The organism is Pseudomonadota bacterium, from assembly GCA_039196715.1.
GTDB lineage: Bacteria > Pseudomonadota > Gammaproteobacteria > CALCKW01 > CALCKW01 > CALCKW01.
In genome coordinates this window covers 1-22,497 of the sequence record JBCCUP010000058.1, presented here as the reverse complement: position 1 = coordinate 22,497, position 22,497 = coordinate 1, and the positions used below count along the sequence as shown (strand labels likewise).

At 67.2% G+C, this 22,497-nt stretch carries 24 protein-coding genes and 1 riboswitch; of the genes, 19 read left to right on the top strand and 5 right to left on the bottom strand.

Annotated elements, in window-relative coordinates; all coding sequences use genetic code 11:
* Positions 1–41 precede the first annotated feature (41 nt).
* The 16 genes from AAGA11_16925 to AAGA11_16850 all read left to right on the top strand — a co-directional run bounded on the left by AAGA11_16925 (position 42) and on the right by AAGA11_16850 (position 12,439).
* A complete protein-coding gene (locus tag AAGA11_16925) occupies positions 42–476 on the top strand; it encodes a GNAT family N-acetyltransferase (GenBank protein ID MEM9604552.1) in 435 nt (144 codons plus the stop codon).
* A 102-nt stretch (positions 477–578) separates the two neighbouring features.
* Positions 579–681, top strand: a riboswitch (TPP riboswitch).
* A 42-nt stretch (positions 682–723) separates the two neighbouring features.
* Entirely contained in the window at positions 724–1,524 is an 801-nt protein-coding gene (thiD, locus tag AAGA11_16920; GenBank protein ID MEM9604551.1) for a bifunctional hydroxymethylpyrimidine kinase/phosphomethylpyrimidine kinase, read from the top strand.
* A complete protein-coding gene (locus AAGA11_16915; GenBank protein MEM9604550.1) occupies positions 1,521–2,480 on the top strand; it encodes an FAD-dependent oxidoreductase in 960 nt (319 codons plus the stop codon). Before thiD ends, AAGA11_16915 begins: the two co-directional genes overlap by 4 nt.
* Positions 2,470–2,667 carry a sulfur carrier protein ThiS gene (thiS, locus tag AAGA11_16910; GenBank protein MEM9604549.1) on the top strand — a complete coding sequence of 66 codons (198 nt, stop codon included), beginning with the start codon at positions 2,470–2,472 and terminating at the stop codon, positions 2,665–2,667. The genes AAGA11_16915 and thiS overlap by 11 nt, the downstream gene beginning before the upstream one ends.
* A gap of 1 nt (position 2,668) precedes the next feature.
* Positions 2,669–3,436, top strand: a complete 768-nt coding sequence (locus AAGA11_16905; protein MEM9604548.1) for a thiazole synthase — start codon at positions 2,669–2,671, stop codon at positions 3,434–3,436.
* Positions 3,433–4,041: a thiamine phosphate synthase gene (locus tag AAGA11_16900; protein MEM9604547.1), complete on the top strand. Its 609-nt coding sequence runs from the start codon at positions 3,433–3,435 to the stop codon at positions 4,039–4,041. The genes AAGA11_16905 and AAGA11_16900 overlap by 4 nt, the downstream gene beginning before the upstream one ends.
* Positions 4,038–5,033 carry a HesA/MoeB/ThiF family protein gene (locus AAGA11_16895; protein ID MEM9604546.1) on the top strand — a complete coding sequence of 332 codons (996 nt, stop codon included), beginning with the start codon at positions 4,038–4,040 and terminating at the stop codon, positions 5,031–5,033. Before AAGA11_16900 ends, AAGA11_16895 begins: the two co-directional genes overlap by 4 nt.
* A 13-nt stretch (positions 5,034–5,046) precedes the next feature.
* The gene (locus tag AAGA11_16890) at positions 5,047–5,979 is read left to right on the top strand and encodes an ABC transporter substrate-binding protein (GenBank protein ID MEM9604545.1); all 933 of its coding nucleotides are present in this window, start codon (positions 5,047–5,049) and stop codon (positions 5,977–5,979) included.
* Positions 5,976–6,656, top strand: coding sequence for a TenA family protein (locus AAGA11_16885; GenBank protein ID MEM9604544.1), 681 nt, complete (start codon positions 5,976–5,978; stop codon positions 6,654–6,656). Before AAGA11_16890 ends, AAGA11_16885 begins: the two co-directional genes overlap by 4 nt.
* 56 nt (positions 6,657–6,712) lie before the next feature.
* Positions 6,713–7,387 carry an ATP-binding cassette domain-containing protein gene (locus tag AAGA11_16880; protein MEM9604543.1) on the top strand — a complete coding sequence of 225 codons (675 nt, stop codon included), beginning with the start codon at positions 6,713–6,715 and terminating at the stop codon, positions 7,385–7,387.
* A complete protein-coding gene (locus AAGA11_16875; GenBank protein MEM9604542.1) occupies positions 7,387–8,127 on the top strand; it encodes an ABC transporter permease in 741 nt (246 codons plus the stop codon). Before AAGA11_16880 ends, AAGA11_16875 begins: the two co-directional genes overlap by 1 nt.
* 587 nt (positions 8,128–8,714) lie before the next feature.
* The gene (locus tag AAGA11_16870) at positions 8,715–10,319 is read left to right on the top strand and encodes a HAMP domain-containing sensor histidine kinase (GenBank protein MEM9604541.1); all 1,605 of its coding nucleotides are present in this window, start codon (positions 8,715–8,717) and stop codon (positions 10,317–10,319) included.
* Complete coding sequence (locus AAGA11_16865) at positions 10,316–10,996, top strand: response regulator transcription factor (GenBank protein MEM9604540.1); 681 nt, start codon at positions 10,316–10,318, stop codon at positions 10,994–10,996. The genes AAGA11_16870 and AAGA11_16865 overlap by 4 nt, the downstream gene beginning before the upstream one ends.
* A gap of 116 nt (positions 10,997–11,112) precedes the next feature.
* Positions 11,113–11,508, top strand: coding sequence for a DUF2147 domain-containing protein (locus AAGA11_16860; GenBank protein MEM9604539.1), 396 nt, complete (start codon positions 11,113–11,115; stop codon positions 11,506–11,508).
* 4 nt (positions 11,509–11,512) lie between these two features.
* A complete protein-coding gene (locus AAGA11_16855) occupies positions 11,513–12,115 on the top strand; it encodes a LysE family translocator (protein ID MEM9604538.1) in 603 nt (200 codons plus the stop codon).
* Positions 12,116–12,127: 12 nt separating this feature from the next.
* Positions 12,128–12,439, top strand: a complete 312-nt coding sequence (locus AAGA11_16850) for a putative quinol monooxygenase (GenBank protein MEM9604537.1) — start codon at positions 12,128–12,130, stop codon at positions 12,437–12,439.
* Between the two features lie 47 nt (positions 12,440–12,486).
* On the opposite strand, the gene AAGA11_16845 is transcribed toward AAGA11_16850, so the two are convergent.
* Positions 12,487–13,542 (bottom strand): CNNM domain-containing protein, encoded by a 1,056-nt coding sequence (locus AAGA11_16845; GenBank protein MEM9604536.1) that lies wholly within the window; start codon positions 13,540–13,542, stop codon positions 12,487–12,489.
* A 107-nt stretch (positions 13,543–13,649) separates the two neighbouring features.
* Positions 13,650–14,645, bottom strand: coding sequence for an acryloyl-CoA reductase (locus AAGA11_16840; protein MEM9604535.1), 996 nt, complete (start codon positions 14,643–14,645; stop codon positions 13,650–13,652).
* Between the two features lie 226 nt (positions 14,646–14,871).
* Between AAGA11_16840 and AAGA11_16835 the strand changes: the two genes are divergently transcribed.
* Positions 14,872–15,843, top strand: coding sequence for a rhodanese-related sulfurtransferase (locus AAGA11_16835; GenBank protein ID MEM9604534.1), 972 nt, complete (start codon positions 14,872–14,874; stop codon positions 15,841–15,843).
* Positions 15,843–16,205 carry a DUF6164 family protein gene (locus tag AAGA11_16830; protein MEM9604533.1) on the top strand — a complete coding sequence of 121 codons (363 nt, stop codon included), beginning with the start codon at positions 15,843–15,845 and terminating at the stop codon, positions 16,203–16,205. Before AAGA11_16835 ends, AAGA11_16830 begins: the two co-directional genes overlap by 1 nt.
* Positions 16,206–16,248: 43 nt before the next feature.
* Here the strand turns inward: AAGA11_16830 and AAGA11_16825 are convergent, their stop codons facing one another.
* Both AAGA11_16825 and AAGA11_16820 read right to left on the bottom strand, forming a co-directional pair.
* Positions 16,249–17,268, bottom strand: coding sequence for an EamA family transporter (locus tag AAGA11_16825; protein ID MEM9604532.1), 1,020 nt, complete (start codon positions 17,266–17,268; stop codon positions 16,249–16,251).
* Positions 17,269–17,289: 21 nt separating this feature from the next.
* Positions 17,290–18,906 carry an FAD-dependent oxidoreductase gene (locus AAGA11_16820; GenBank protein MEM9604531.1) on the bottom strand — a complete coding sequence of 539 codons (1,617 nt, stop codon included), beginning with the start codon at positions 18,904–18,906 and terminating at the stop codon, positions 17,290–17,292.
* Positions 18,907–18,961: 55 nt separating this feature from the next.
* On the opposite strand from AAGA11_16820, the gene AAGA11_16815 reads away from it, so the two are divergent.
* Positions 18,962–19,774: an IclR family transcriptional regulator gene (locus tag AAGA11_16815; GenBank protein ID MEM9604530.1), complete on the top strand. Its 813-nt coding sequence runs from the start codon at positions 18,962–18,964 to the stop codon at positions 19,772–19,774.
* Between the two features lie 160 nt (positions 19,775–19,934).
* On the opposite strand, the gene AAGA11_16810 is transcribed toward AAGA11_16815, so the two are convergent.
* Entirely contained in the window at positions 19,935–22,403 is a 2,469-nt protein-coding gene (locus AAGA11_16810; protein ID MEM9604529.1) for a TRAP transporter large permease subunit, read from the bottom strand.
* Between the last annotated feature and the right edge of the window lie 94 nt (positions 22,404–22,497).

Here is a 22,497-nt window from a genome sequence, read left to right as displayed (position 1 = left end):
CCCGTATGCTGCCCTGTCCGGATCGCGAAAGGTACCCACGGATGCCCACACCGGTTGAGTTCGGCACACAGCAGGATGCCGCACAAGTGGAACGCGCGTTGCTGGCCGCGCTGCGTGCCCGCCAGACGCAGGGCCACAACAGTGACCTGACCCTGGTCGTGCGCTCGCCAGCGAACCCGAGCACAGTACAGGCCGGGCTGACCGGGTCAACAGCCTACGGCTGGTTGCTGATCAAGACGCTCTGGGTGGATGCCACACAGCGAGGCCGGGGCATCGGTGGCGCCTTGATGGATGCCGCCGAATGTGAAGCCCGCGCGCGCGGCTGCCACGCGGCCTGGCTGGACACCTCCAACCCCGACGCGCGGCGCTTCTACGAACGGCGCGGCTACGCGGTCTTCGGTGAGCTGGCAAACGGGCCGGCGGCTCACCCGAGCGACCACGTCCGCTGGTTCCTCAGCAAGCCGCTGACCGACTGAGCCGCCCCGACGATCAGCCTGGGTGGCGCGGCGTGGATGAGAGCCCGGGCGTCCGGTGGGTCGGCTGTGGTATAAAGGAGGTGGTGTCGCGTCTGTGCGGCACACACGTCGTTGGGGTGCCCGAATCGGGCTGAGAGGCGCTGTACGCCAACCCATTGAACCTGATCCGGGCCATGCCGGCGTAGGGAACGAACGTTCGACTCTCGAACGCCCTGCAGTGCGTGCCCGAACCCACACGGGCGCAACCATGACAGCGATCGCCTTGACCATCGCCGGCTCCGACAGCGGCGGCGGCGCCGGTATCCAGGCCGACCTCAAAACCTTCTCCGCACTTGGCGTCTACGGCGCGAGCGTGCTCACCGCAGTGACGGCGCAAAACACGCGCGCGGTCACCGCCGTGCAGGACATCGAGCCCGGCGTGATCGCAGCACAGATCGACGCCGTGTGCAGCGACCTCGACGTCGGCGCCATCAAGATCGGCATGCTGTCGTCGGTGACGATCATCGACGTCGTTGCCGATGCGCTGGCCGACGTCCGCTGCCCCGTCGTGCTGGACCCGGTGATGGTCGCCAAGTCGGGCGATGCCTTGCTGGCGCGTGACGCGGTGGCACACCTGCGCACCCGTCTGCTGCCGCTCGCGCACGTGGTCACACCGAACCTGCCCGAGGCGGCGCAGCTGCTGGACGGCGAACCCGCGCACACGCCCGACGAGATGGCCGAGCAGGCCAATGCGCTGCGTGCGCTCGGTGCGGGCGCGGTGTTGATGAAGGGCGGGCACGCCGAGGGCGCTGTCTGCACCGACGTGCTTGTCGGCGGCGACGGCAGCGAGCGTTTCGAAGCCGAGCGCGTGCGTACGCGCAACACCCACGGCACCGGCTGCACGCTCTCTTCGGCCATCGCAGCGCACCTCGCGCGCGGCCACACGCTGCCGTCGGCGGTGGCTGCGTCTCACCGATACCTGCAGGCGGCGATACGCGCCGCCGACACGCTCGCGATTGGCAGCGGACACGGCCCGGTGCACCATTTCCACGCGCTGTGGTCGACGTGAACCTGACCATCCTCGGGGCCGGGGTTGCCGGATTGTGTCTGGCGGCCGAGTTGGGCGCGCGTGGCGTGTCGGCACGGGTGATCGACCCCGCGGGCGGGCCGGGTGAGCACGGCTGTTCCTGGTGGGCCGGCGGCATGCTGGCGCCGGGGTGCGAGGGTGAGAGTGCGCCGGAGGTGGTCGAGCGCCTCGGCGCCGAAGCGGCCGAGTGGTGGGCGGCGCGCGGTGTGAGCGTGACGCGCCGAGGCACCCTGGTCGTGGCGCCGGAACGCGACCACACCGAGTTGCGCCGCTACGCGCGACTGACACGCGGGCACCGGCTGCTCGACGCCGATGCCATCACCGCGCTCGAACCGCAACTCGGCGGGCGGTTTCAAACGGGCTTGTATTTTGAAGCCGAAGCACACCTCGACCCGCGGGCAGCGCTGGCGACACTCGCCCGTTCGGCGCGCATCGACACCGAGTCGCCGGCGATCCGGACCGAGCTCGCCGTCGATTGCCGGGGGCTCGCCGCACGCGACACGTTGGACGGGTTGCGCGGCGTGCGCGGCGAGATGCTCGTCCTGCGCTGTCCCGAAGTCGAGCTGAGCCGGCCGGTCAGACTGCTGCACCCGCGCATGCCGCTCTACATCGTGCCGCGCGGCGACGGGGTCTACATGCTCGGGGCCACGATGGTCGAGAGCGACGGGCGTGGCCACATCTCGGCCCGGGCGCTGCTCGAACTGCTCAGCGCGGCGTACACCGTCGACCCGGCCTTTGCTGAAGCGGAGGTCATCGAGACCGGCGTCGACGCGCGACCGGCGTTCGCAGACAACGTGCCGCGGGTGGTGCACCGGGGTGACACCGTCTACTGCAACGGGCTGTTTCGCCACGGTTACCTCATGGCGCCCGCGCTCGCGCGGCAGGCGGCCGACTACCTCTTGAGCGGAGAGCAAGGAGAACTGGTGCATGCGCATTGACGTCAATGGCGAAGCGCGCGAGGTTGCAGCCGGCCAGCTGGAATCGGTCCTCGCCGAACTCGGGTACACCGACGTGGCGGTCGCCACGGCCGTCAACGGCGACTTCGTCGCGGCCGGCGACCGCGCGACCTGCCAACTGCGCGACGGCGACCGGGTCGAAGTGCTGGCCCCCATGCAGGGAGGCTGAAATGCAGGTTTACGGTGAGACACTCCAATCGCGTCTGATGCTCGGCACCGCGCAGTACCCCTCGCCGGCGGTGCTGCAAGCCGCCTTCGAAGCGAGTGGCGCCGGGGTGGCGACGGTGTCGCTGCGGCGTGAGAGCGCGGGCGGCGACGGTCAGGCGTTCTGGTCGATGATCCGGGCGCTCGGTGTGCGCGTGCTGCCGAACACCGCCGGTTGCCACACCGCCCGCGAGGCGGTGACCACGGCGCGCATGGCGCGAGAGGTGTTCGGCACACCCTGGGTCAAGCTCGAGGTGATCGGGCATAACGACACGCTGCAGCCGGACGTTTTCGGCTTGGTCGAGGCCGCCACTGAGCTGTGCCGCGACGGTTTTCAGGTGTTCCCGTACTGCACCGAAGACCTGATCGTGGCCGAGCGGCTGCTGGCCGCCGGTTGTGAGGTGCTGATGCCCTGGGGGGCGCCGATCGGCTCGGGCCGTGGCCTGAACAACCGGCACGGGCTGCGCCGCATGCGCCACGAGTTCCCCGACACACCGCTGGTGGTCGACGCCGGACTCGGCGTGCCGTCGCACGCGGCGGCCGCGCTGGAGCTCGGCTACGACGCCGTGTTGCTGAACACCGCGGTGGCACGTGCCGGTGACCCGGTTGCCATGGCGCGCGCGTTTGCACTCGCGGTCGAGGCCGGGCGGTCGGCGTACGAAGCGACGCCGATCGACGCGTCGGATGTCGGCAGCGCGTCCACGCCGGTGATCGGCAAGGCCTTTCTGCCATGAGCCTCGACCGTTTCTACCCGATCTTCGACAGCAGCGCGTGGCTTGCGCGCATGCTGCCGCGCGGTGTGCGTTTCGTGCAGTTGCGCATCAAGGACACTGACGAGTCGCGCTTGCGGGACGAGATCGGTCGCGCGCAAGCGCTGGCCGACGCGCACGGTGCAACGCTGGTCGTCAACGACCACTGGGCGCTTGCGATCGAGCTGGGTTGCCGGTGGGTCCACCTCGGCCAGGAGGACCTCGACGACGCCGACGTGCCGGCACTCCGCGCGGCCGGTATCAAGCTCGGCCTGAGCACCCACGACGAAGCCGAGCTGGCGCGTGCGCTGGCCTTCGAGCCGGACTATGTCGCGCTCGGGCCGATCTACCCGACGATCCTCAAGAAGATGAAATGGACACAGCAGGGCCTGCCCCGGCTTGCCGCCTGGCGCGAGGCCGTTGGCCGCACGCCGCTGGTGGCGATCGGCGGATTCACCGTTGAACGTGTGGCGGGCGCCTTCGAGCACGGTGCAGACAGCGTCAGTGCCGTGACCGATATCACGCTCAACCCGGACCCCGAGGCCCGAGTCGATGCCTGGTTGCGGGCGACGCAGGAGCCCGGTGGATGACGGCCGAGACGGACAGCGTTGACCGCTACGCGCGCCAAACCGTGTTACCGGAAATCGGCGCGCGCGGGCAGGCGCAGCTCGCGTGCGCGCGCGTCCTGGTCGTCGGGGCGGGTGGGCTCGGCTCACCGGCCTTGCCGTACCTCGCCGGTGCTGGTGTGGGCCACATTCGGGTGGTCGACCCGGACACCGTTGCGCGCCACAACCTGCACCGTCAGACCCTGTACACCGAGGCGGACGAGGGCAAGCCCAAGGCCCAGGCCGCCGCACGTCGGCTGTGCGCGCTGAACTCGGCCATCGACGTCGCGGCCGAGGTCTCTGCCGCGAACGCCGTGACGGCGGCGCCGTGGGTGGACGCTGCCGACGTCGTGCTCGATTGCGCCGACAGCGTCGCGGTGACCTACACCTTGTCGGACCTCTGTGCACGGCGAGGCCGACCGCTCGTGAGCGCGTCGGTGGTCGGCGTGTCGGGCTACGTCGGGGCGTTTTGTGGCGGCGCGCCGTCGGTGCGCGCGGTGTTTCCGAACGTGCCCACGCAGCTCGCCAACTGCAACGACGCCGGTGTGCTCGGGCCGGTGGTTGGCGTGCTCGGGTGTCTGCAGGCGCACATGGCGATCGCGTTGATCGTCGACGCGCTGGACAGCCCCCTTGGCAGCCTGTGCCGTTTCGATGGCGCGACGCTGCGCACCAGTCAGCTGCGCTTTGACCACGCGCAGGAGCCAGCGACGGCCTTTGCCTTCATCGCCGCCGAACAGGTCGGTGCGGACGACCGTGTCATCGAGCTGCGCGACGCGCACGAGGCGCCTCGGCCCGCGCACGCGCGGGCGGACCGTCTGACCCCCGACGCACTCCATGGCCTCGGACCCGCCGCGCCCGGGCAGCGCACGGTCTTCTGCTGCCAATCCGGGGTGCGCGCCTGGCGCGCCGCCACCGACCACCACCTTCGACACGGCGGCGAGTGTGCCTTGCTCGCGGCCGCCTCTGAACACACCTGAACAGGACTCTCGCATGAAAGCCGCACTTGCCTTGTGTGCAACGCTCTTTGCCACCCACGTGGTCGCCAACGACAAGATGACCTTGTTGCTTGACTGGTTCGTCAACCCCGACCACGGCCCGGTCATCGTCGCCGACGAGCTCGGCTACTTCGCCGAGCAGGGACTGGACATCGAGATCGTCGCGCCCGCCGACCCGTCTGCGCCGCCGAAACTGGTGGCCGCCGGCCAGGCCGACCTCGCTATCAGCTACCAACCGCAGCTGCATTTGCAGATCCACGAGGGTTTGCCGCTCAAACGGGTTGGTACCTTGGTCGCGACACCGCTGAACTGCCTGTTGACCCTCGAAGAGGGGCCGATCCAGTCGATCGCCGACCTCAAGGGCAAGAAGATCGGCTTCTCCGTGGCCGGCGTTGAGGAAGCGGTGCTCAAGGCCGTGCTCGGCAAGCACGGCGTCGCGCTTGAGGATGTCGAGATGGTCAATGTGAACTTCTCGTTGTCACCGGCCCTGATGTCCGGACAGGTCGACGCCGTGATTGGCGCATACCGCAATTTCGAGCTCAACCAGATGGACATCGAGGGCGTTGCCGGGCGGTGCTACTACATCGAGGAGGAGGGTGTGCCGGCCTACGACGAACTGATCTACGTTGCCAACCCCGAGCGCATGGACACCGACGCGGTGTACCGCTTTCTGTTGGCGACCGAGAAAGCGACGCAGTACATCGTCAACAACCCCGAGGCGAGCTGGGAGATATTCGCTGGCACGGCCAAGGAGCTGCAGGACGAATTGAACGCGCGTGCGTGGGTCGACACGCTGCCGCGCTTTGCCTTGCGGCCCGCCGGCCTCGACAGCGGCCGCTACGCGCGCTTCGAGCAGTGGCTGGCGGATTCGGGGCTGATCGATGCGGTGAACCCGGTTGCCGACATCGCCATCGAGGTGCTGCCGTGACACCGGACCCGGACTACGGTCGCGCGTTTGCGGCCTGGCGCGGGGCGTCGGCGAGCTGGGCTGCGTACACGCGGCACGCCTTCGTCGACGGCCTCGCTGCCGGCACCTTGCCTCGAGACGCGTTTCTGCACTACTTGCGGCAAGACTACGTGTTCCTGCTGCATTTCTCGCGTGCCTGGGCGCTGGCGGTGGCAAAGTCCGACACGCTTGACGAGATGAAGACTGCCGCCGGCACGGTCAACGCGTTGGTGAACGAGGAAATGCAACTGCACGTGGGTATCTGCCGCGAGGCGGGCATCAGCGAAGCGGCGCTCGGCGAGACGGTGGAGCGCGCGGAGAACCTCGCTTACACGCGTTACGTGCTCGAAGCGGGGTACTCGGGCGACCTGCTGGACCTGCTCGCGGCGCTCGCACCGTGCGTGTTCGGCTACGGTGAGATCGGCCTGGACACGGCGGCACGCCGCGGTTCCGACACCTACCGTGACTGGATCGAGACCTACGCCGGCGAGGACTACCAGGGCCTGTGCGTTGCCGTGGGCGAGTTGATCGACGGTGCGCTCGCGCGGCGACTCGGCGCGGACTTCGACGCCGTACCGCGCTTTGCGCAGCTCGCTGCGCGGTTCGAGACCGCCACGCGACTCGAAGTGGGTTTCTGGGACATGGGATTGCAACCCTGACGCTGCCCCCTGCCATCCGGCTGAACGGGACGCTCGGCGACGGCGGCCGACACCGGGTGCCGTTTGCCGATGTCCGCTGCGACGCCGCCAGCTGGACGGCGTTGCTCGGTGCGTCGGGCATCGGCAAGAGCACCGTGCTGCGGCTGCTGGCCGGGCTGCCCGTGCACTGGCGTTTCGAGGGTGAACTCGCTGCCGACGACGGTGAACCGCTCGCCCACCGCGTGGCCCTGATGGCGCAACAGGACCTGCTGCTGCCGTGGCACGGCGTGGTGGAGAACGTGTCGCTCGGTGCGCGCCTGCGCGGCGAGGCGGTCGACCGCGACCGCGTGCTGGGCCTGATCGACCGGGTGGGGTTGCAGGCGCACGCCGGCAAGCGGCCACCGCAGCTCTCGGGCGGGCAGCGACAACGGGTTGCGCTCGCCCGCACGCTGATGGAAGACAAGCCCGTGGTGCTGCTCGACGAGCCCTTCTCGGCGCTCGACGCCCGCACCCGCTCGGAGATGCAAGACCTCGCAGCGGAGGTGTTGGTCGGGCGCACCGTGGTCATGGTCACGCACGATCCGGCGGAAGCAGCCCGGCTCGGCCACCGCGTGCTGTTGATGACCCCGGTGGCTGTGGAGGACATCGTGATGCCGTCGGCGCCGCCGCCGAGGCCGGTCGACGACGACGCGACGCTGCGGTTGCAGGGGCAGTTGCTTCGGCGTCTGCGCGAACCCGAGGCGGCGGTCTGATGCGGGCCGCGCTCGCGTCGGCGGTGTTGGCGTTGCTGTTGTGGCAGGCGGTGGTCACCGTCTTCGATCTGCCGCACTTCATCCTGCCGTGCCCGGCCAAGGTCGGAGCCGCGTTGTGGGACAACGGGGCCCTGCTGGCCTCACACGCCGGCACCACACTGATCGAGGTGTTGATCGGCCTCGTGCTGGGTGGGAGCCTCGGTGCGCTCACGGCGCTCTCGCTCGCGCACTCGCGGCGCGCGCGCGATCTGCTCAAGCCCCTGTTGGCGTTCACGCAAGCGCTGCCGGTCTTCGCGCTGGCACCCATCCTGACCCTGTGGCTCGGTTACGGTTTGTGGTCCAAGGTGGCGATGGCGGTGCTGATCATCTTCTTTCCGGTTATGTCGGCGTTCCTCGATGGCCTGCTGCGCACGCCGGCAGGGTGGTTGGACCTGGCCCAGACGATGGGCGCACGCGAGCGCGCGGTGCTGGTGCGCCTGCGGGTGCCGCACGCGCTCCCGGCGCTGGGTGCGGGCCTCAAGCTCGCGGCAGTCTATGCGCCCATCGGGGCGGTGATCGGCGAGTGGGTCGGCTCTTCGAGTGGGCTCGGCTACCTGATGTTGCTGGCCAGTGGCCGGGCCAAGGTCGATCTGATGTTTGCAGCCATGTTGGTGCTCGGTGTGATGTCGGTGACGCTCTACGCCGTGGTAGGCCGCGTGGTCAACCGGGCGGTGTCACGCTTCTCGGAGGGGACGCGCTGAGCACACGGCTCGTGTGCAGCGTCGGCGCGGTTCGGGGCGGTCCGAGGTGCTGCCTGGCATGAAGCGTAAATTGTAAATTATGTTAATTCATGTGCTGCCATCGGCATTCTCAAACACAGGGGCGGTTCCGTCGGGTGCGTCCTTTCGCACGCGAGCGTTCATGTTCTGTTCATGGTGGGGTGAGGCTCTGTTCAGCCAACCATCACGTTACCGATGACGAACCGTCAGTAACATTCGGACACAAACATCGTGACGGGCTTTGAACACAACCACGGCAATGGACGGCGGGTTTGTGCGAGAGAGCCGACTCGGATTGGGCTGTGATGATTCAGTGCGGGCGCGACAGCGTCGGGCAAACGATCACTGCAATTCGGTTCGGCGCCGCGCGATGACACCGCGTTGAACCCGGCGAGTGGACGGCGGGTACCCGCGTCACCTGCAGTGCTCTGCAGTTGGCCCTGGGCGGGCGTGGCGTCAAGGAGAAGGCGCCGCGCTTCGCCCAGTGTTTTCACGGCGTCGTGTTGCCCGCCTGAGGACACCGCATTACCGTAGGCACGCCCGTTTTCACCCGCCGTCAGCGCGCCGCCATGATGCTCTCCACCGCCAGCAGCTTCAAACGCCGCCTCGCGTTCACCGGCGCGGGGCTGTTCGCTGTCGTGTTGGTGTCGGCGGCGTTGATCTGGTTCGGCGCGCGCCAACACAGCTACTTCCTCGAGCGCAGCGCGCATGCGCAGGACGTGTACTCGAGCTACCGCGCGGTGTCGGACCACACCTACCGCAAACTCAGCTCGATGGCCGAGATCGTGTCCGAGGGCAACGTCGCGGACCTCGAGGCCCGCTTTCGCAACCAGCGGGCACTGCGTGCGGCGTTGGCCACCGTGCGCGACGGCATCAACGCCGACCGGGATCCTGTCGATGCGCTGCGTCAGGCGGCCGAGCTCGAGCACTTCAACCGCATCGAGGCTCTGGCCGAGGACATCATCGAGGGCAGCCAGGCGGTGCGTGACGCCATCGACGCGAACGACCGTCCCGCCGCCCGCATCGCACTGGATCGGTTGCGCAGCGACGCGCTCGAAGGCCGGTTCAACCGCCTGATCGACGAGGCCCTCGCGGACGAGTTGCGCGAGGTGCGCGAGACCGGCCGCATCGCGCGCGAGCTCACGTCCTTCCTGACCCGGGTGCTGCCCGGCGTGGTGGCCTTCAGCCTGTTGCTCGGGGCGCTCTTGATCTTTTCGACCTGGCGGGCGCTGACGTCGTCGTTGAACGTGTTCAAGCAGGCCGTCGAGAGCTACCGGGCGGGCGGCTTCGGCCACCGGATCCAGTCGGTTGCCGACACCGAGTTTGCCGAGCTCGCCGACGCGATGAATCACATGGCGGCCGAAATCGACACGCAGCGCGCGGGCGCGCAGGCCTCACAGGACCACCTCGAAGCCCAGATCAGCGCGCGCACGGCCGAGCTGGAACGCTCCAACACCAAACTCGCGTCCGTGAGCGAAATGCGTCGGCAGTTTCTCGCAGACATCAGCCATGAACTGCGCACCCCACTGACCATCATCCAGGGCGAGGCGGACGTGGCCTTGCGCGGCGAGACCAAAACCGCAGAGCAGTACCAGGACGCCCTGGAACGCGTGCGCGAGCAGACCGTGCACACCACGCGGCTCGTGCAGGATCTGCTGTTCATCGCGCGCACCGAAGACGGCAAGGCGCCGTTGCACTTGCGCTCGGCTGCGGTGGTGCCGCTGGTGTCGCAGGTCTGTGAGGATATGCGGCCGCTCGCGAACGAGCGTCTGATCACCCTGGTCGAACAGTACGCCGATACCGAGGTTGTCGCGGAACTCGACGCCGGCCGTTTCAAGCAGGTGGTGACCATCCTGATCGACAACGCGATCAAGTATTCCTACCGCGATGCGCAGGTCGAGGTGTCGGTCGCTCGCCGTGACAACCAGATTGAAGTGCAGGTGGTCGACGACGGCATTGGCCTGAGCTACCACCAATCCAACCAGGTGTTTTCGCGCTTCTATCGCGGTGTCGACGGCGTGAGCACGCCGGCGGGTACCGGACTTGGGCTACCTGTTGCCAAGGCGATTGTCGACGCACACGGTGGCAGCATCTACCTGCGCGGCGAGTCGGGCCGCGGCACCACGGCGACGGTGTTGTTGCCGGTCGAACCACAATTGAGGGCGTCGCCGTGAGGGTGTTGATCGTCGAAGACGAAGACCGCATTGCGGACTTTCTCCAACGGGCGCTGAAGTCCGAGGGCCACACCTGCGTACGCTGTGCAGACGGCAATGAAGCCTTCACGCTCGGCCGTATGGGTGAATTCGACGTGATCCTGCTGGACCTCATGCTGCCCGGCATGCCGGGCCTCGACGTCTGTCAGAACCTGCGTTTTCGCAAAGTGCAGACGCCGATCATCATGTTGACGGCGCTCGATGCGATCGAGGACGTGGTGCAGGGCCTCAACATGGGGGCCGACGACTACATGACCAAGCCGATCGACCTGGACGAGTTGCTGGCGCGCATGGCGGCGGTGGTGCGCCGGTGGGGGATCGAACCCGAAGCGCCCGGCACGCTCGACGTCGGTGGCGTGTCGCTCAACCGCGAGTCGATGTCGGTGTCGGTGGACGGCGTCCGGGTCGACCTGACCGCGAAAGAACTCGCCCTGCTCGAGTTGCTCATGAGCTTCCCACAGAAGCTCTTCTCCCGCGAGCGCATCCTCAACACCGTCTGGGGCATCAGCACCGACCCGCTGACCAACGTGGTGGACGTCTACATCGGGCGGCTGCGCAAGAAACTCGGCCGCGACGGCTCGCCATTCATCGAGACCGTGCGCGGCATGGGGTACCGCATCGACCCCGAGTTGCTCTGAACCGGGTGGCGTTCGACCGTGCCGACGTGACAATCGCGACGGGAAAGCGCCGCTGCGGGTGCATGAGCCACCGGCGCTGTGGTGTAATGCGCGGTTTGACCACGGGGAATATCAGCATGCGAATGCTCTGGTTGGTGATGGCGACGTGCCTGAGTTCGGCGGCCCTGGCGAGCGACGCCGTGTCCGGTCTCTGGCGCACCGAGCCCAACGACGAAGGCCTGTACCTCACGGTGCAGATCGGTGCCTGCGAAGACAACGCCGAGCGGGTTTGCGGTGTGATCATGGAGCGTGTCGACGCGGACGGGCAGGCGGGTGAAAGCGAGTTTTCCGGTCGCTACATCATCAAGAACATGCGCGCCGCCGGCGAGGGCCGCTGGAACAAGGGCACGATCTGGGCCCCGGACGACGACAAGACGTACAAATCCAAGATGGCCCTGGTCGACGGCGGCTTGAAGGTGTCGGGTTGCGTGTTCGTGATCTGCCGAGGACAGGTCTGGCAGCGGGTCGAGTAACGCGTTGGACGCAGGACTGGCCTGGGGATTTCTGGCAGCGTGCTTTTTCCTGTTGGTGTCGCCGGGCCCCGGCGTGCTGACCACCGCTGGCGTGGGGGCGGGCTTTGGCTGGACGCCGGGTGTGCGCTACGTGTCCGGGCTCTGTGTCGGCAGCAACGCCGTGATGCTGGCTGTCGCCAGTGGCCTCGCCGCGCTGGTGTTCGCCGTGCCGGGCTTGCGCCAGATCCTGTTGATTGCCTCGGTGGGGTACCTCGGCTACATGGCACTGCGCATCGCCCTGTCGGGCAGCCAGATAGCCTTCGTTGCCGCCAAGCGGGAGCCGGGCTTCGTCGATGGCGTGCTGCTTCAGACTATCAACCCCAAGGCCTACGTGGTCGGCACCACGCTGTTCAGCGGTTTCGCGATCTGGCCAGAGCGCTTCGTCGCCGAAGTCGCGATCAAACTGGTTCTGCTGAACCTCGTCTGGATACCCATCCACTTGCTGTGGCTCCACGCCGGCGTCACCTTGCACCGGCTCGCGCTGGCACCGCAAACGCAACGACTGATCAACTTCGCGATGGCCTCGGCCTTGGTGGCCGTGGTCGGCATCGCGCTTTTCACCACCTGAGAGGACCGACGCATGATTCACGTCATCGCCGTGATCACAGCCAAACCGGGCAAACGCGCCGACATTCTCGCGGCTTTCCACGCCAACATGCCCGCAGTGCACGCCGAGGAGGGGTGCATCGAATACCAACCGGTCATCGACGCCGATTTCGGTGGCTTTGCCGCGCCGCTCGGTGACGACACCTTCATGGTCATCGAGAAGTGGTCGAGTGCCGAGACGCTCAAGGCGCACGCGGCGTCCACGCACATGAAGCAGTACGCCGCTACGGTTGGCGACTGGATCGCTGATCGCGCTGTGCACGTGCTGGCCAACAGCGACAGTTGAGTGCCGCGCCACCCAACATGACCGCGTCGGGTGCTGCCACTGTGAACTCAGGCGTCGGTGGCGTCGCCGCCTGACCGGGTCGCGGCGAGCCGCTGTCGGTATTGCACCCGCGCGAGCGCCTGCATGTCTTCGACCGGGTCGCTTTCGTCGACGATTTCGCGGCCGAGCAGCGTTTCGATCGCGTCCTCCAGGGTGACGATACCGGCCGTCTGACCGTACTCGTCTTCCACCAGACTCAGGTGCTCGCGGTGCTTGATCAGCCGGTCGAGCAACTGCTGCACCGGCAACTTCTCGGCCACGCGCAGAATGGGCTGGGCCAGTTCGCTGACCGGCTGCGCCCCCAGCCCCTCGCGCTCGGCGATGAAGAGGTCGTTGCGCAGCACCTTGCCGATCACGCGGTCGACGCTGTCCTGGTAGACCGGAATGCGGGCGAACTGCCGGGTGGCCTCGTCGTCGAGTGCGGCGCTGACGGTGGTGCTCTGCTCGAGCATGTGCACCACCGAGCGGGGCGTCAACACCGCTTCAGTGGTGATGTCGCGCAGCCGCAGCAGGTTTTCCATGTAGGCGCTCTCGCTCGGCACGATCGCGCCACCTTGCTTGCCGAGCGCCGCCATCGCGAGAATCTCTTCCCGTGTCACGGCGTCCTTGGACTCCTTACCGAACAGCGTGGTCAGCAGTGTCGACACCCAGACCAACGGGTAGACAACCTTGATCAGCCAGCGGATGGTGTGCGCGGTTGGCACCGACAGCGCGCGCCAGAACAGCGCACCGAGGGTTTTGGGGATGATCTCGGAGAAGTAGAGGATCGCGAGCGTCAACAGCACCGCGATCAGCGTTTCCCACTCGGGCCCGAACACCTGCAAGGCCTGCGAGCCGACGCCGAAGGCCCCCATGGTGTGGGCAAAGGTGTTGAGGATCAGAATGGCGGCGAGCGACTGGTCGAGTCGCTCTCGCACCGACTCGAGCACCGCGCCCGCCGCCGGGCGCTCGGCCTTGAGCGTGGCGACGTAGCTCGGCGTGGTCGAGAGCAGCACCGCCTCCAGGATCGAGCAGAGGAAGGACACGCCGATGGCGATGGTGAGGTAGACGATGAGCAGGGTCATGTCGGCGTACCCGTTGGCTGTGCGACTGGGTCAGAGGCGGTGCGGGTCAGCGGCCCGCGTGGTGTGCGACTCGCCGCCCCGGCGGAGGGCGGCGGGGCGAGGCCCGATCAGGCGTTGACGTCGACCACCACTCGGCCACGCACATCGCCCTTGAGGATCGCGGCGCCGAGCGCCGGCAGGTCGGCGAGGGTGGCCACCTCGACCATGCTGTTGAGCTTGTCGAGCGGCAGATCGTCGACGACCCGCTGCCACGCACGCTGGCGAGCATCGAAGGGTTGCATGACCGAATCGATGCCGAGCAGGTTGACGCCGCGCAGCAGAAACGGGATGACCGTGGCGGGCAGTTGGGCGCCGCCGGCGAGGCCGACCGCGGCGGCCGACGCACCGTAGGCGAGCTGGCCAAGCACCCGCGCCAGCATGGCACCGCCGACGGCGTCGACACAGCCGCCCCAGGACTCGCTCTCGAGCGGGCGTTTGACCGTCTCGTTGATCTCTGCACGCGGGATCACACGGCTGGCGCCGAGGTTCGCGAGGTAGGCTTCCGCTTCCGGCCGACCGGACACGGCGGCGACTTCGTAGCCGAGTTGGGACAGCATCGCGACGGCGACCGAACCGACCCCGCCCGCGGCACCGGTGACGAGCACCGGCAGGCCGTCCGGTCGCATGCCGTTGCGCTCGAGCGCGTCCACGGCCAGCACGGCGGCGATGCCGGCCGTCCCGACCGCCATGGCGTCCTTGGCGGACAGACCCGCAGGCAGGGGTACCAACCAGTCGGCGTTCAACCGGGCGCGCTGAGCGTAGCCGCCCCAGTGCGTTTCACCGACACGCCACCCGGTCAGGACGACTTCGTCGCCGACCGCGTAACGCGGGTCGTCCGAGTGGCTGATGGTGCCGGCGAAATCGATGCCGGGCACGTGCGGATAGTTCCGAACCAGGCCACCGCCCCCCTTGCCCAGGCACAACCCGTCCTTGTAGTTCAGACCCGAGTAGGCGATGTCGACCGTGACATTGCCATCCGGCAGGCGGCTGTCGTCCAGCGTCTGCACGGCGGCGGCGGTGTTGCCCTCGTCGTCTTTTTCGACCAGGAGTGCGTTGAAGGCCATGGGGCGGGCTCGCGTGTTCGTGAGGCCGCCATGGTAAAGGAAATCGCCCGGGTGCGCCCGGCTGGACGGCCCGGTGGAGACCCCTGGAATTCGGCGTTTTCGCGACTGTCATCGCGGGTCGGCAGTCCGACCGCGCGCAGCGGCTTTCACGGCTGCGGCTTCGGCGTTACCCTGTGCGCCGGCTCCGGGATTACGCCCCGGCGCGCCAACCGAGAGGACCCCTGCCATGGGCGACGTGATTGTCTGTGCCCTGTACCGCTTCGTCCGTCTGGACGACTGCGCGGATCTGCGCCAACCGCTTCTGAAAACCCTCCAGCGCAACGGCCTGCGAGGCACGCTGCTGCTCGCCCGCGAGGGCCTCAACGGCACGGTCGCGGGGCCGCGCGAGGGCGTCGACGCGCTGTTGCGTGTGCTCGGTCGTGACCCGCGCTTTGCCGGTATCGATGTGAAGGAGTCGGTCACCGACCAGCAGCCGTTCATGCGCACCAAGGTGAAGCTCAAACGCGAAATCGTGACCATGGGGCAACCCGACATCGACCCGCAGCGCGACGCGGGCGCGTATGTCGAGCCGCGTGACTGGAACGCCCTGATCGCGTCACCGGACGTGCTGGTCGTGGACACGCGCAACGACTACGAGGTGGCCGTCGGCAGTTTCGACGGGGCGGTCAACCCGGAGACCGCCAACTTCCGTGATTTTCCGGCCTGGGCGGAGGCCAACCTCGACCCCGAGCGGCACACCAAGATCGCGATGTTCTGCACTGGCGGGATCCGCTGCGAGAAGTCGACTGCCTACCTCAAATCCAAGGGCTTCGACGAGGTCTACCACCTCAAGGGCGGCATCCTCAACTACCTCGCCGACGTGCCCGAAACCGAGAGCCGATGGCGGGGCGAGTGCTTTGTCTTTGACGAGCGGGTGACCGTTGACCACCAACTGAGGCCGGGCAGCTACACCCAGTGCAACGCCTGCCGCATGCCGCTCAGCGAGGCGGATCGGGCTTCGCCGGACCACGTGCAAGGCGTGAGTTGCCCGCACTGCCGCGCGTCCCGCAGCGAGGCGGACCGCGCCCGCTTTGCCGAGCGCGAGCGGCAACTGGCTCTGGCCCACGCGCGTGGCGAGGCGCACCTCGGTGACGCGGCGCGCGCCAGCATCGACGCGAACCGCGCGCACAAGCGCGCGCAACGGGAGGCCCGCGACTGATGGCCATGCTGCTGTTTCGCCTCAACGGCGTGCCGGAGGACGAGGCCGAGGCGGTGCGCGCGCTGCTGCGCACGCACCAGGTCGACACCCACGAAACCCATCGGGGCTTCTGGGGCATAGGGCTCGCAGCCATCTGGCTCACCCCCAACGACCGCGCCGAGTACCTGCGCGCACGCGAGCTGATCGACGCGTACCAGGCCGAGCACGCAGCACAGGCGCGCGCCGAGCGCGACGCCAACTGGCGTGGACACCTGCCCGAGCTTGTCGATCAGTTCCGCCGCAAACCGCTCAGCACCGTGAGTTTCTGCCTGTTCACCTTGGCCATCGTCTACTTTGCGGTGGTGCCGTTCTTTTCGCTCTGACCCGGCGCAGTCCGACACCTGCACACGCAGGTGGCGGATGACCCTACGCTGATCGCGCCCGCGTCGCGGCCGGCTTCGACAGCGCCAGCACGTTGCCGCAGACAATCATTGCGACGCCGAGGCCCGCAATCGGCGTCCAGCGGTAGCCTTCGAGCCAGGTGCTGATCAGGAGGGCGACGACCGGGAAGGCAACGCCGGCGTAGGCGCCCTTGTCAGCGCCGATGCGGTGGATCAGCGTCAGATAGCAGCCGAAAGCCGCAACCGAACCGAACACCGCGAGGTAAAACAGCGCGCCGAGGTAGGTCGGCGTCAGCTCGATGGCCGGCGGGTGGCCGCTGCCGATTGCGATCAGGCTCATGCAGACGGCGCCGGCAAACATGCCGACCATGTTGGTGCGCAGCACCGGCAGCCCGTTGCGTGTGTTGCGCACCGAGAGGATGTTGCCGAGCGACGCGAAGTAGGTCGCGAGCACGCCGATGCCGACGGCAAACACCAGCGAGCTGCCGGGTGCCATGTGGCGAAACTCCGGCCAGAACACCAACACCAGCCCGACGATACCGGTGAGGCTGGCCATCAGCGTGCGCCGGTCGACCGCCTGCCGGAAAAACACCGCCTGGTTGGCGATGTTCATCAGGGTGATCAGGGAGAAGATGATCGCCACCAAGCCGGTCGTCAGGTGGTTGGACGCGATGTAGAAGAGCCAGTAGTTGAGCGAAAACAGCATCGCCCCCTGGGCACACACGAACGCGAGGTCGCGCCCGGTCGGCAAGTCCTTGAACCGGCCTCGGGCCATCAGCCAGACCGCCATGGCGGCGGCGGCGATGAAGAAGCGCCAGGCCACCGACCAACTCTCGGGCACCGGCCCGAGTTGCAGTTTGATGACGTACCAGGTCGTGCCCCAGATCAGGACGGTGACGATGTAGAGCAGCAGGTTGGCCACGGTCAGGGCTCTGGGCAGGCGGACACGGAGTATGCGCCATTTGACCGGGTGCTGCGCACACCACGCGAGCACGGTGAACGGCGCGTCACACGGCAGGTCGATGCCGGTCGGCTCGGCTCGCACGCACAGGCGCGCGCGGGTGACTCAGCCCGCTGCGCCGTGTTCCGCGAGCAGCATGGCCGCGGCCTTTTCGCCGATCATGATCGCCGGCGCGTTGGTGTTGCCGGACACGATCTCGGGCATGATCGAGGCGTCTGCCACGCGCAGGCCGGCGATGCCGTTCACCCGCAGCTGCGGGTCGACCACCGCGTCGGTATCACTGCCCATCCGGCAGGTGCCGGTCGGGTGGTAGATGGTGTTGGCGATGTTGCGCGCCGCCTGCAGCAGCTCGTCGTCGCTCTGGTACTGGCTGCCGGGCAGGTCCTCGCGCTCGATTTCGCCGGCCATCGGCTCGGCTTGCATGATCGCGCGTGAGAACTTCAGCGACTCGACGGCAGTCTTGCGGTCGAACTCGGTGTCGAGGTAGTTGGGCACGATTGCGGGGTGGTCGCGGAAGTCGGCTGATTGCAGTTCAATGTGGCCCTTGCTCTCGGGGCGCAGTTGGCACACGGAAACCGTGATTGCCGAGTAGGGGTGCAGTCCCTCACCGGGCGAGTCGGCGCTGAGCGGCTGCAGGTGGTATTGGATGTCCGGGCGTTTGCCGGTGAGGCCGGTGCAACAGAAGCCGACCACCTGGCTGGCCGCAAGCGTCAACGGCCCGGTGCGCCTGAGCGCGTATTCGATGCCGGCACGCACTTGGCTGAACCACGATTTCAGATCGTCGTTGAGGGTGATCGGGCGGCGCGTCCGGTACACCATGCGCAGTTGCAGGTGGTCTTTCATGTTCTGCCCGACCTCGTTGCGCTCGCGCACCAGGTCGATACCGTGCTGCGCCAGTTCGGCCTCGGGGCCGATGCCGCTGAGCATCAGCAATTGCGGCGAGCCGATGGCGCCAGCCGAAAGCACCACCTCGCGGGTGGCGCGGGCGGTGGCGGGCCGGCCGTTGTGCAGGTATCGCACGCCGACGGCGCGGCCGTCCTCGATGAGGAGCTTCTGCGCTTCGCACCCGGTCTCGATCTTGAGCCCGGCACCACGCGGGATCCGGCGAAAGTAGCCTTGCGCTGCACTGCAGCGCCGTCCCTTGTGGGCGGTGAGTTGGAAGTAGCCGACGCCCTCTTGGGTGGCGCCGTTGATGTCGTCGTTGCGCGGTACGCCGATGTTGGCGGCCGCGTCGATGAAGGCGTCGCAGATGTCGCGCTTGAAGGTCACTTCGGAGACGTGGATGGGGCCGCCGGCGCCGTGGTAGTCGCTCTCGCCGAGGTAGTGGTCCTCGGCGCGCTTGAACAGCGGCAACACCTCGTCGTAGGACCAGCCTTCACAGCCGAGGTCGGCCCAATGGTCGTAGTCTTCACGCTGGCCCCGCACGTACAACAAGCCGTTGATCGAGCTCGAGCCACCGAGCACACGACCCCGTGGCCACTTCAGGCTGCGCCCGCCGATCCCCTGGTCGGGTTCGGTCTCGTAGCACCAGTCGGTGGCCTTATTGTGCATGGTCTTGAAGTAGCCTACCGGGATGTGAATCCAGGGATTCCAGTCGCGACCGCCGGCCTCGAGCAACAGGACCGAAAAGCGCCCGTTTTCGGCCAGGCGGGCTGCGACTGCGCAGCCTGCTGACCCCGCACCGACAACGATAAAGTCGTAACTTTGACCGGTTTCGCTCACGCTGAGCCCCAAAGTGGTAATATTTTTCTCATTATAACCACAGTGGGTCGTCCGTGTGACAGACATCCGGCAACGCGCTGCCAGCGCAGCGAGCGACGCGGACACCGCCAAGCGCGGGTCGTCCATTCAGCGGGTGCTGGAGGTGCTCGAGCGCGTGGGCTGCAGCGAAACACCGCTGACCGCGAGCGACGTGTCGCGTGCCCTCGGCATCCCCAAAGCCAGTGCACATCGGCTGTGCACGCAGCTGCAAACCGCCGGTTTCGTTCAGACCGTGCCCGGCGGCACGGCATTCGAGCCGGGCCTGCGCTTGCGGGAAATCGCGCGCAAGGTGCTGGTCGGTGGCCAGCACAACGCCGAGCGGCAGGCGGTGTTGTCGCGCCTGGCGGCGCGGGTTGGCGAGACCTGCAACCTCGCGGTGCCGGACGGCGTGCGCATGCTCTACCTCGACCGCGTCGAGGCAGACTGGCCGATCCGTGTGCAGTTCTCGATCGGCAGCAGCGTGCCCCTGCATTGCACGGCGAGCGGCAAGATGTACCTTGCGAGTCTGCCTGAGCTCGACCGTGCCCGGCTGCTCAGGCAACTCGCGTTCGACCGGCACGGGCCGAACACACTCGTGTCGATGGCCGACCTCGAGGGCGCACTGGCGCTGTCGGCCGAGCGTGGTTACTCGATCGACAACGAGGAGTTCATTGCAGGCATGGTCGCGATCTGCGTGCCGGTGCTGGACCGGGAGGGCCGTGCGTTGGCCACGCTGTCCATTCAGGCGCTGAAGCAGCGCTCGCCGTTGGATGCCCTCAGGGACCGCCTGGAAGAGTTGCGCATCGCCGCACGCGAGTTGGCCGTCATCCTGAGCACCGACGTGCCCTGAGCGCGCGACACGCCCTCAGAGCGCGTGTCGTGACAGCCCGGGGTCGTCATTGCCAGCCTGTTGCCGGTCTGGTTCGCGCGTCGGTGCGACCGCGCTGAACCAACCGACGAGGCGCGCGCCGGGCGTCGCCAAGACCACCCGGCACAGATTCGAGCGTCTCCTACCCGCCCGACATCACCCGTGGCAACCACAGCACGAGTTGCGGGAAGGCAAACAACAAGGCGAGGCCAATGAGCTGGATGCCCATGAACTGCATCATGCCAAGGTAGATGTCCTTGAGGTCCCAGTTCGGCACCACACCCTTGAGGAAGTAGGCCGAGAGCGCAACAGGTGGCGATAGCCAGGCGGTTTGGAGATTGACCGCGACAAGGATGCCGAACCACACCATGAGATCGTAGCGGGCCAGGCCGTGTATCTCGAGGACCTCGACAGTCGGCAACAGGATCGGCACGACGATGAGCACGATCGGCACCCACTCCAGCGGCCACCCGAGCAGGAAAATCAGCGCCATGACGATGATCAGGATCAGGTAGGGCGACATCTCGAGGCCGAGCAGCAGTTCGGTCATCATCTTGGGCGTGCCGAGTGCGCTGAACTGCGCGCCGAAGAAGTTCGACGCCGCCACCAGGAACATGATGAGAACGGTGATTTCCAGTGCCTTGATGAGGCTGTCGAAAAAGCTCGGCAGGGTGAACTTGCGGTAGGCGATCGACAGGAGTATCGCGCCGAAGGCACCCATGGCCGCGGCTTCTGCCGGGGTTGCAATACCGAGGAGAATCGAGCCGAGCGCGAAGGAGATGAGGATGGTCGGCGGCATGAGGCCGGCGAAGAACTCGTCCCACAGCGCAGAGAAGTGGAAGTCGGTTTCGGCGGCGGCCGAGTAGATCGGGCGGCCGAGGTGGGCCAGCAGCGCGGTGAAAGCCGCGAAGACCATTGACCACACCGGCACGCCGTCGCCCAGGTTCGCCGCGATCATCCCGACGTGGAAGAGCACCGCGAGCGGCACCATGATCCGCAGCACCTTGAGCTGACGGTACGCGGCAAAAGCGACGGCCAGGGCGACCGCAAAGACCACCAGGCCGCCGAACGGCATCAAGGCACCAAAGGCGCCGCCGAGCGCCAGACCGAACACCCGACAGAGTGTCAGCACACCGAGGCAGATCAGCGCAACTTCAGCGCCGTAGAAGGCCGAGGTCTTGGGTTGATCTTCCTCTGCGAGCACCGGGCCGAGGCTCGGGTTGAGCCAGCAGCGACCGAGTGTGTAGGCGAGGTAGAGCGTGGCGAGCAGGGCGCCCGGGATGAAAGCGGCACGGAAGAGGTCCAGCGTCGACACCTCGAGCACCGGGCCCATGACGATCAGCATGATCGACGGCGGGATCAGGATGCCAAGCGTGCCCCCGGCGGTAATCGTGCCCGCAGCGAGCTGCACGTTGTACCCCGAGCGGCTCATGGTGGCGCCCGCCATGATGCCGAGCAGGGTGACCGAGGCGCCGACGATGCCGGTGGCGGCGGCGAAGATCGTCGAGACGATCAGCACGGCGATGAAGAGCGCACCGCGCACCCGCGACATGATCATCTGGACTGACGCAAACAGCCGGTCCATCAGGCCTGCGGCTTCCATGATGATGCCCATCAGGACGAACAGCGGCACCGCCATGAGCTGGTCGTTCAGCATCGTGGAGTTGGTGTTCAGGGTCATCAGCAGCGTCGTCAGCTTGAAGTTCGAACCCCAGATGCCGAACACGAACGCGAGGAAGATCAGCGTGAAGGAAATCGGGAAGCCGACGAAGATCACGAACAGCATCGCGCCGAGCATGATCAGGCCGATGGTCGCCTTGTCCATGGTCGGGCGAGCGCGCATCAGGTCGGAGAACCACTCACCGCCCGGCACGAGGTTCGGCTGGAACACCGCCAGAATCAGCCAGAGCAGGGCAACCAGGTAGATCGGCAGGGCGCGGATGAACAGCCGCTCGCGTTCCTTGCCCATCTTGTGGAACGCGCGGAAGATCTCCGGGATGCCTTGCAATGCGAGCAGCAGGCCGCCGATCGGCATGGCGAGGCGCGCCGGCCACAACAGGGGCCCCCAGGCGCTGTCGACCTGCATGGTTTCGCCGCGCGAGTAGGCAACCCACCAGAATTCCGAGGCGATGACCGTGAAGAAGATCATCGACGGCATGAAGAACACCAGGTACAGCGTGGCGTCCACGGTGGCCTGCGTCTTGGACGACCAGTTGCGGTAGAGGAAGTCGGCGCGGATGTGTACACCGCGCATCAGGCCGTAGCCCGCCGCGGCCATGAAGATCACGCCGGCGAGCATGCGGCTGGTGTCGTACACCCACAGGGTGGGGCCGAGGCCGAGCGAGCGTGCGAGCTCTTCGAAGCCAGCGTTCTGCAGGATCACGAAGGCGTTGCGCGAGAGCACCTCGTACACCACGACGGCGATCAGAGGCACCATGAGCAGGGCGATCAGTTGCCCGGCTCGGTAATTCAGGACATCAATGGCAGCGGTGATGGGGCGTTGCCAGGACGTCATGTCCTCCGGCGTTTCGCCCGGGGCTTCGGCTCGGCGTTCGGCGATCAGTTCGTCGGCGATCTCGAGCTCTTCTGGATTGACCTCTTCTTCAGCCATACCCGCGTACTCCCGCTGTCTAGGTGCGTGTCAGAAAACGATGTGAGAAACGGGCGCAGAGGCCCAACTGGAAGGTGTGTTGCGGGGCCACGAG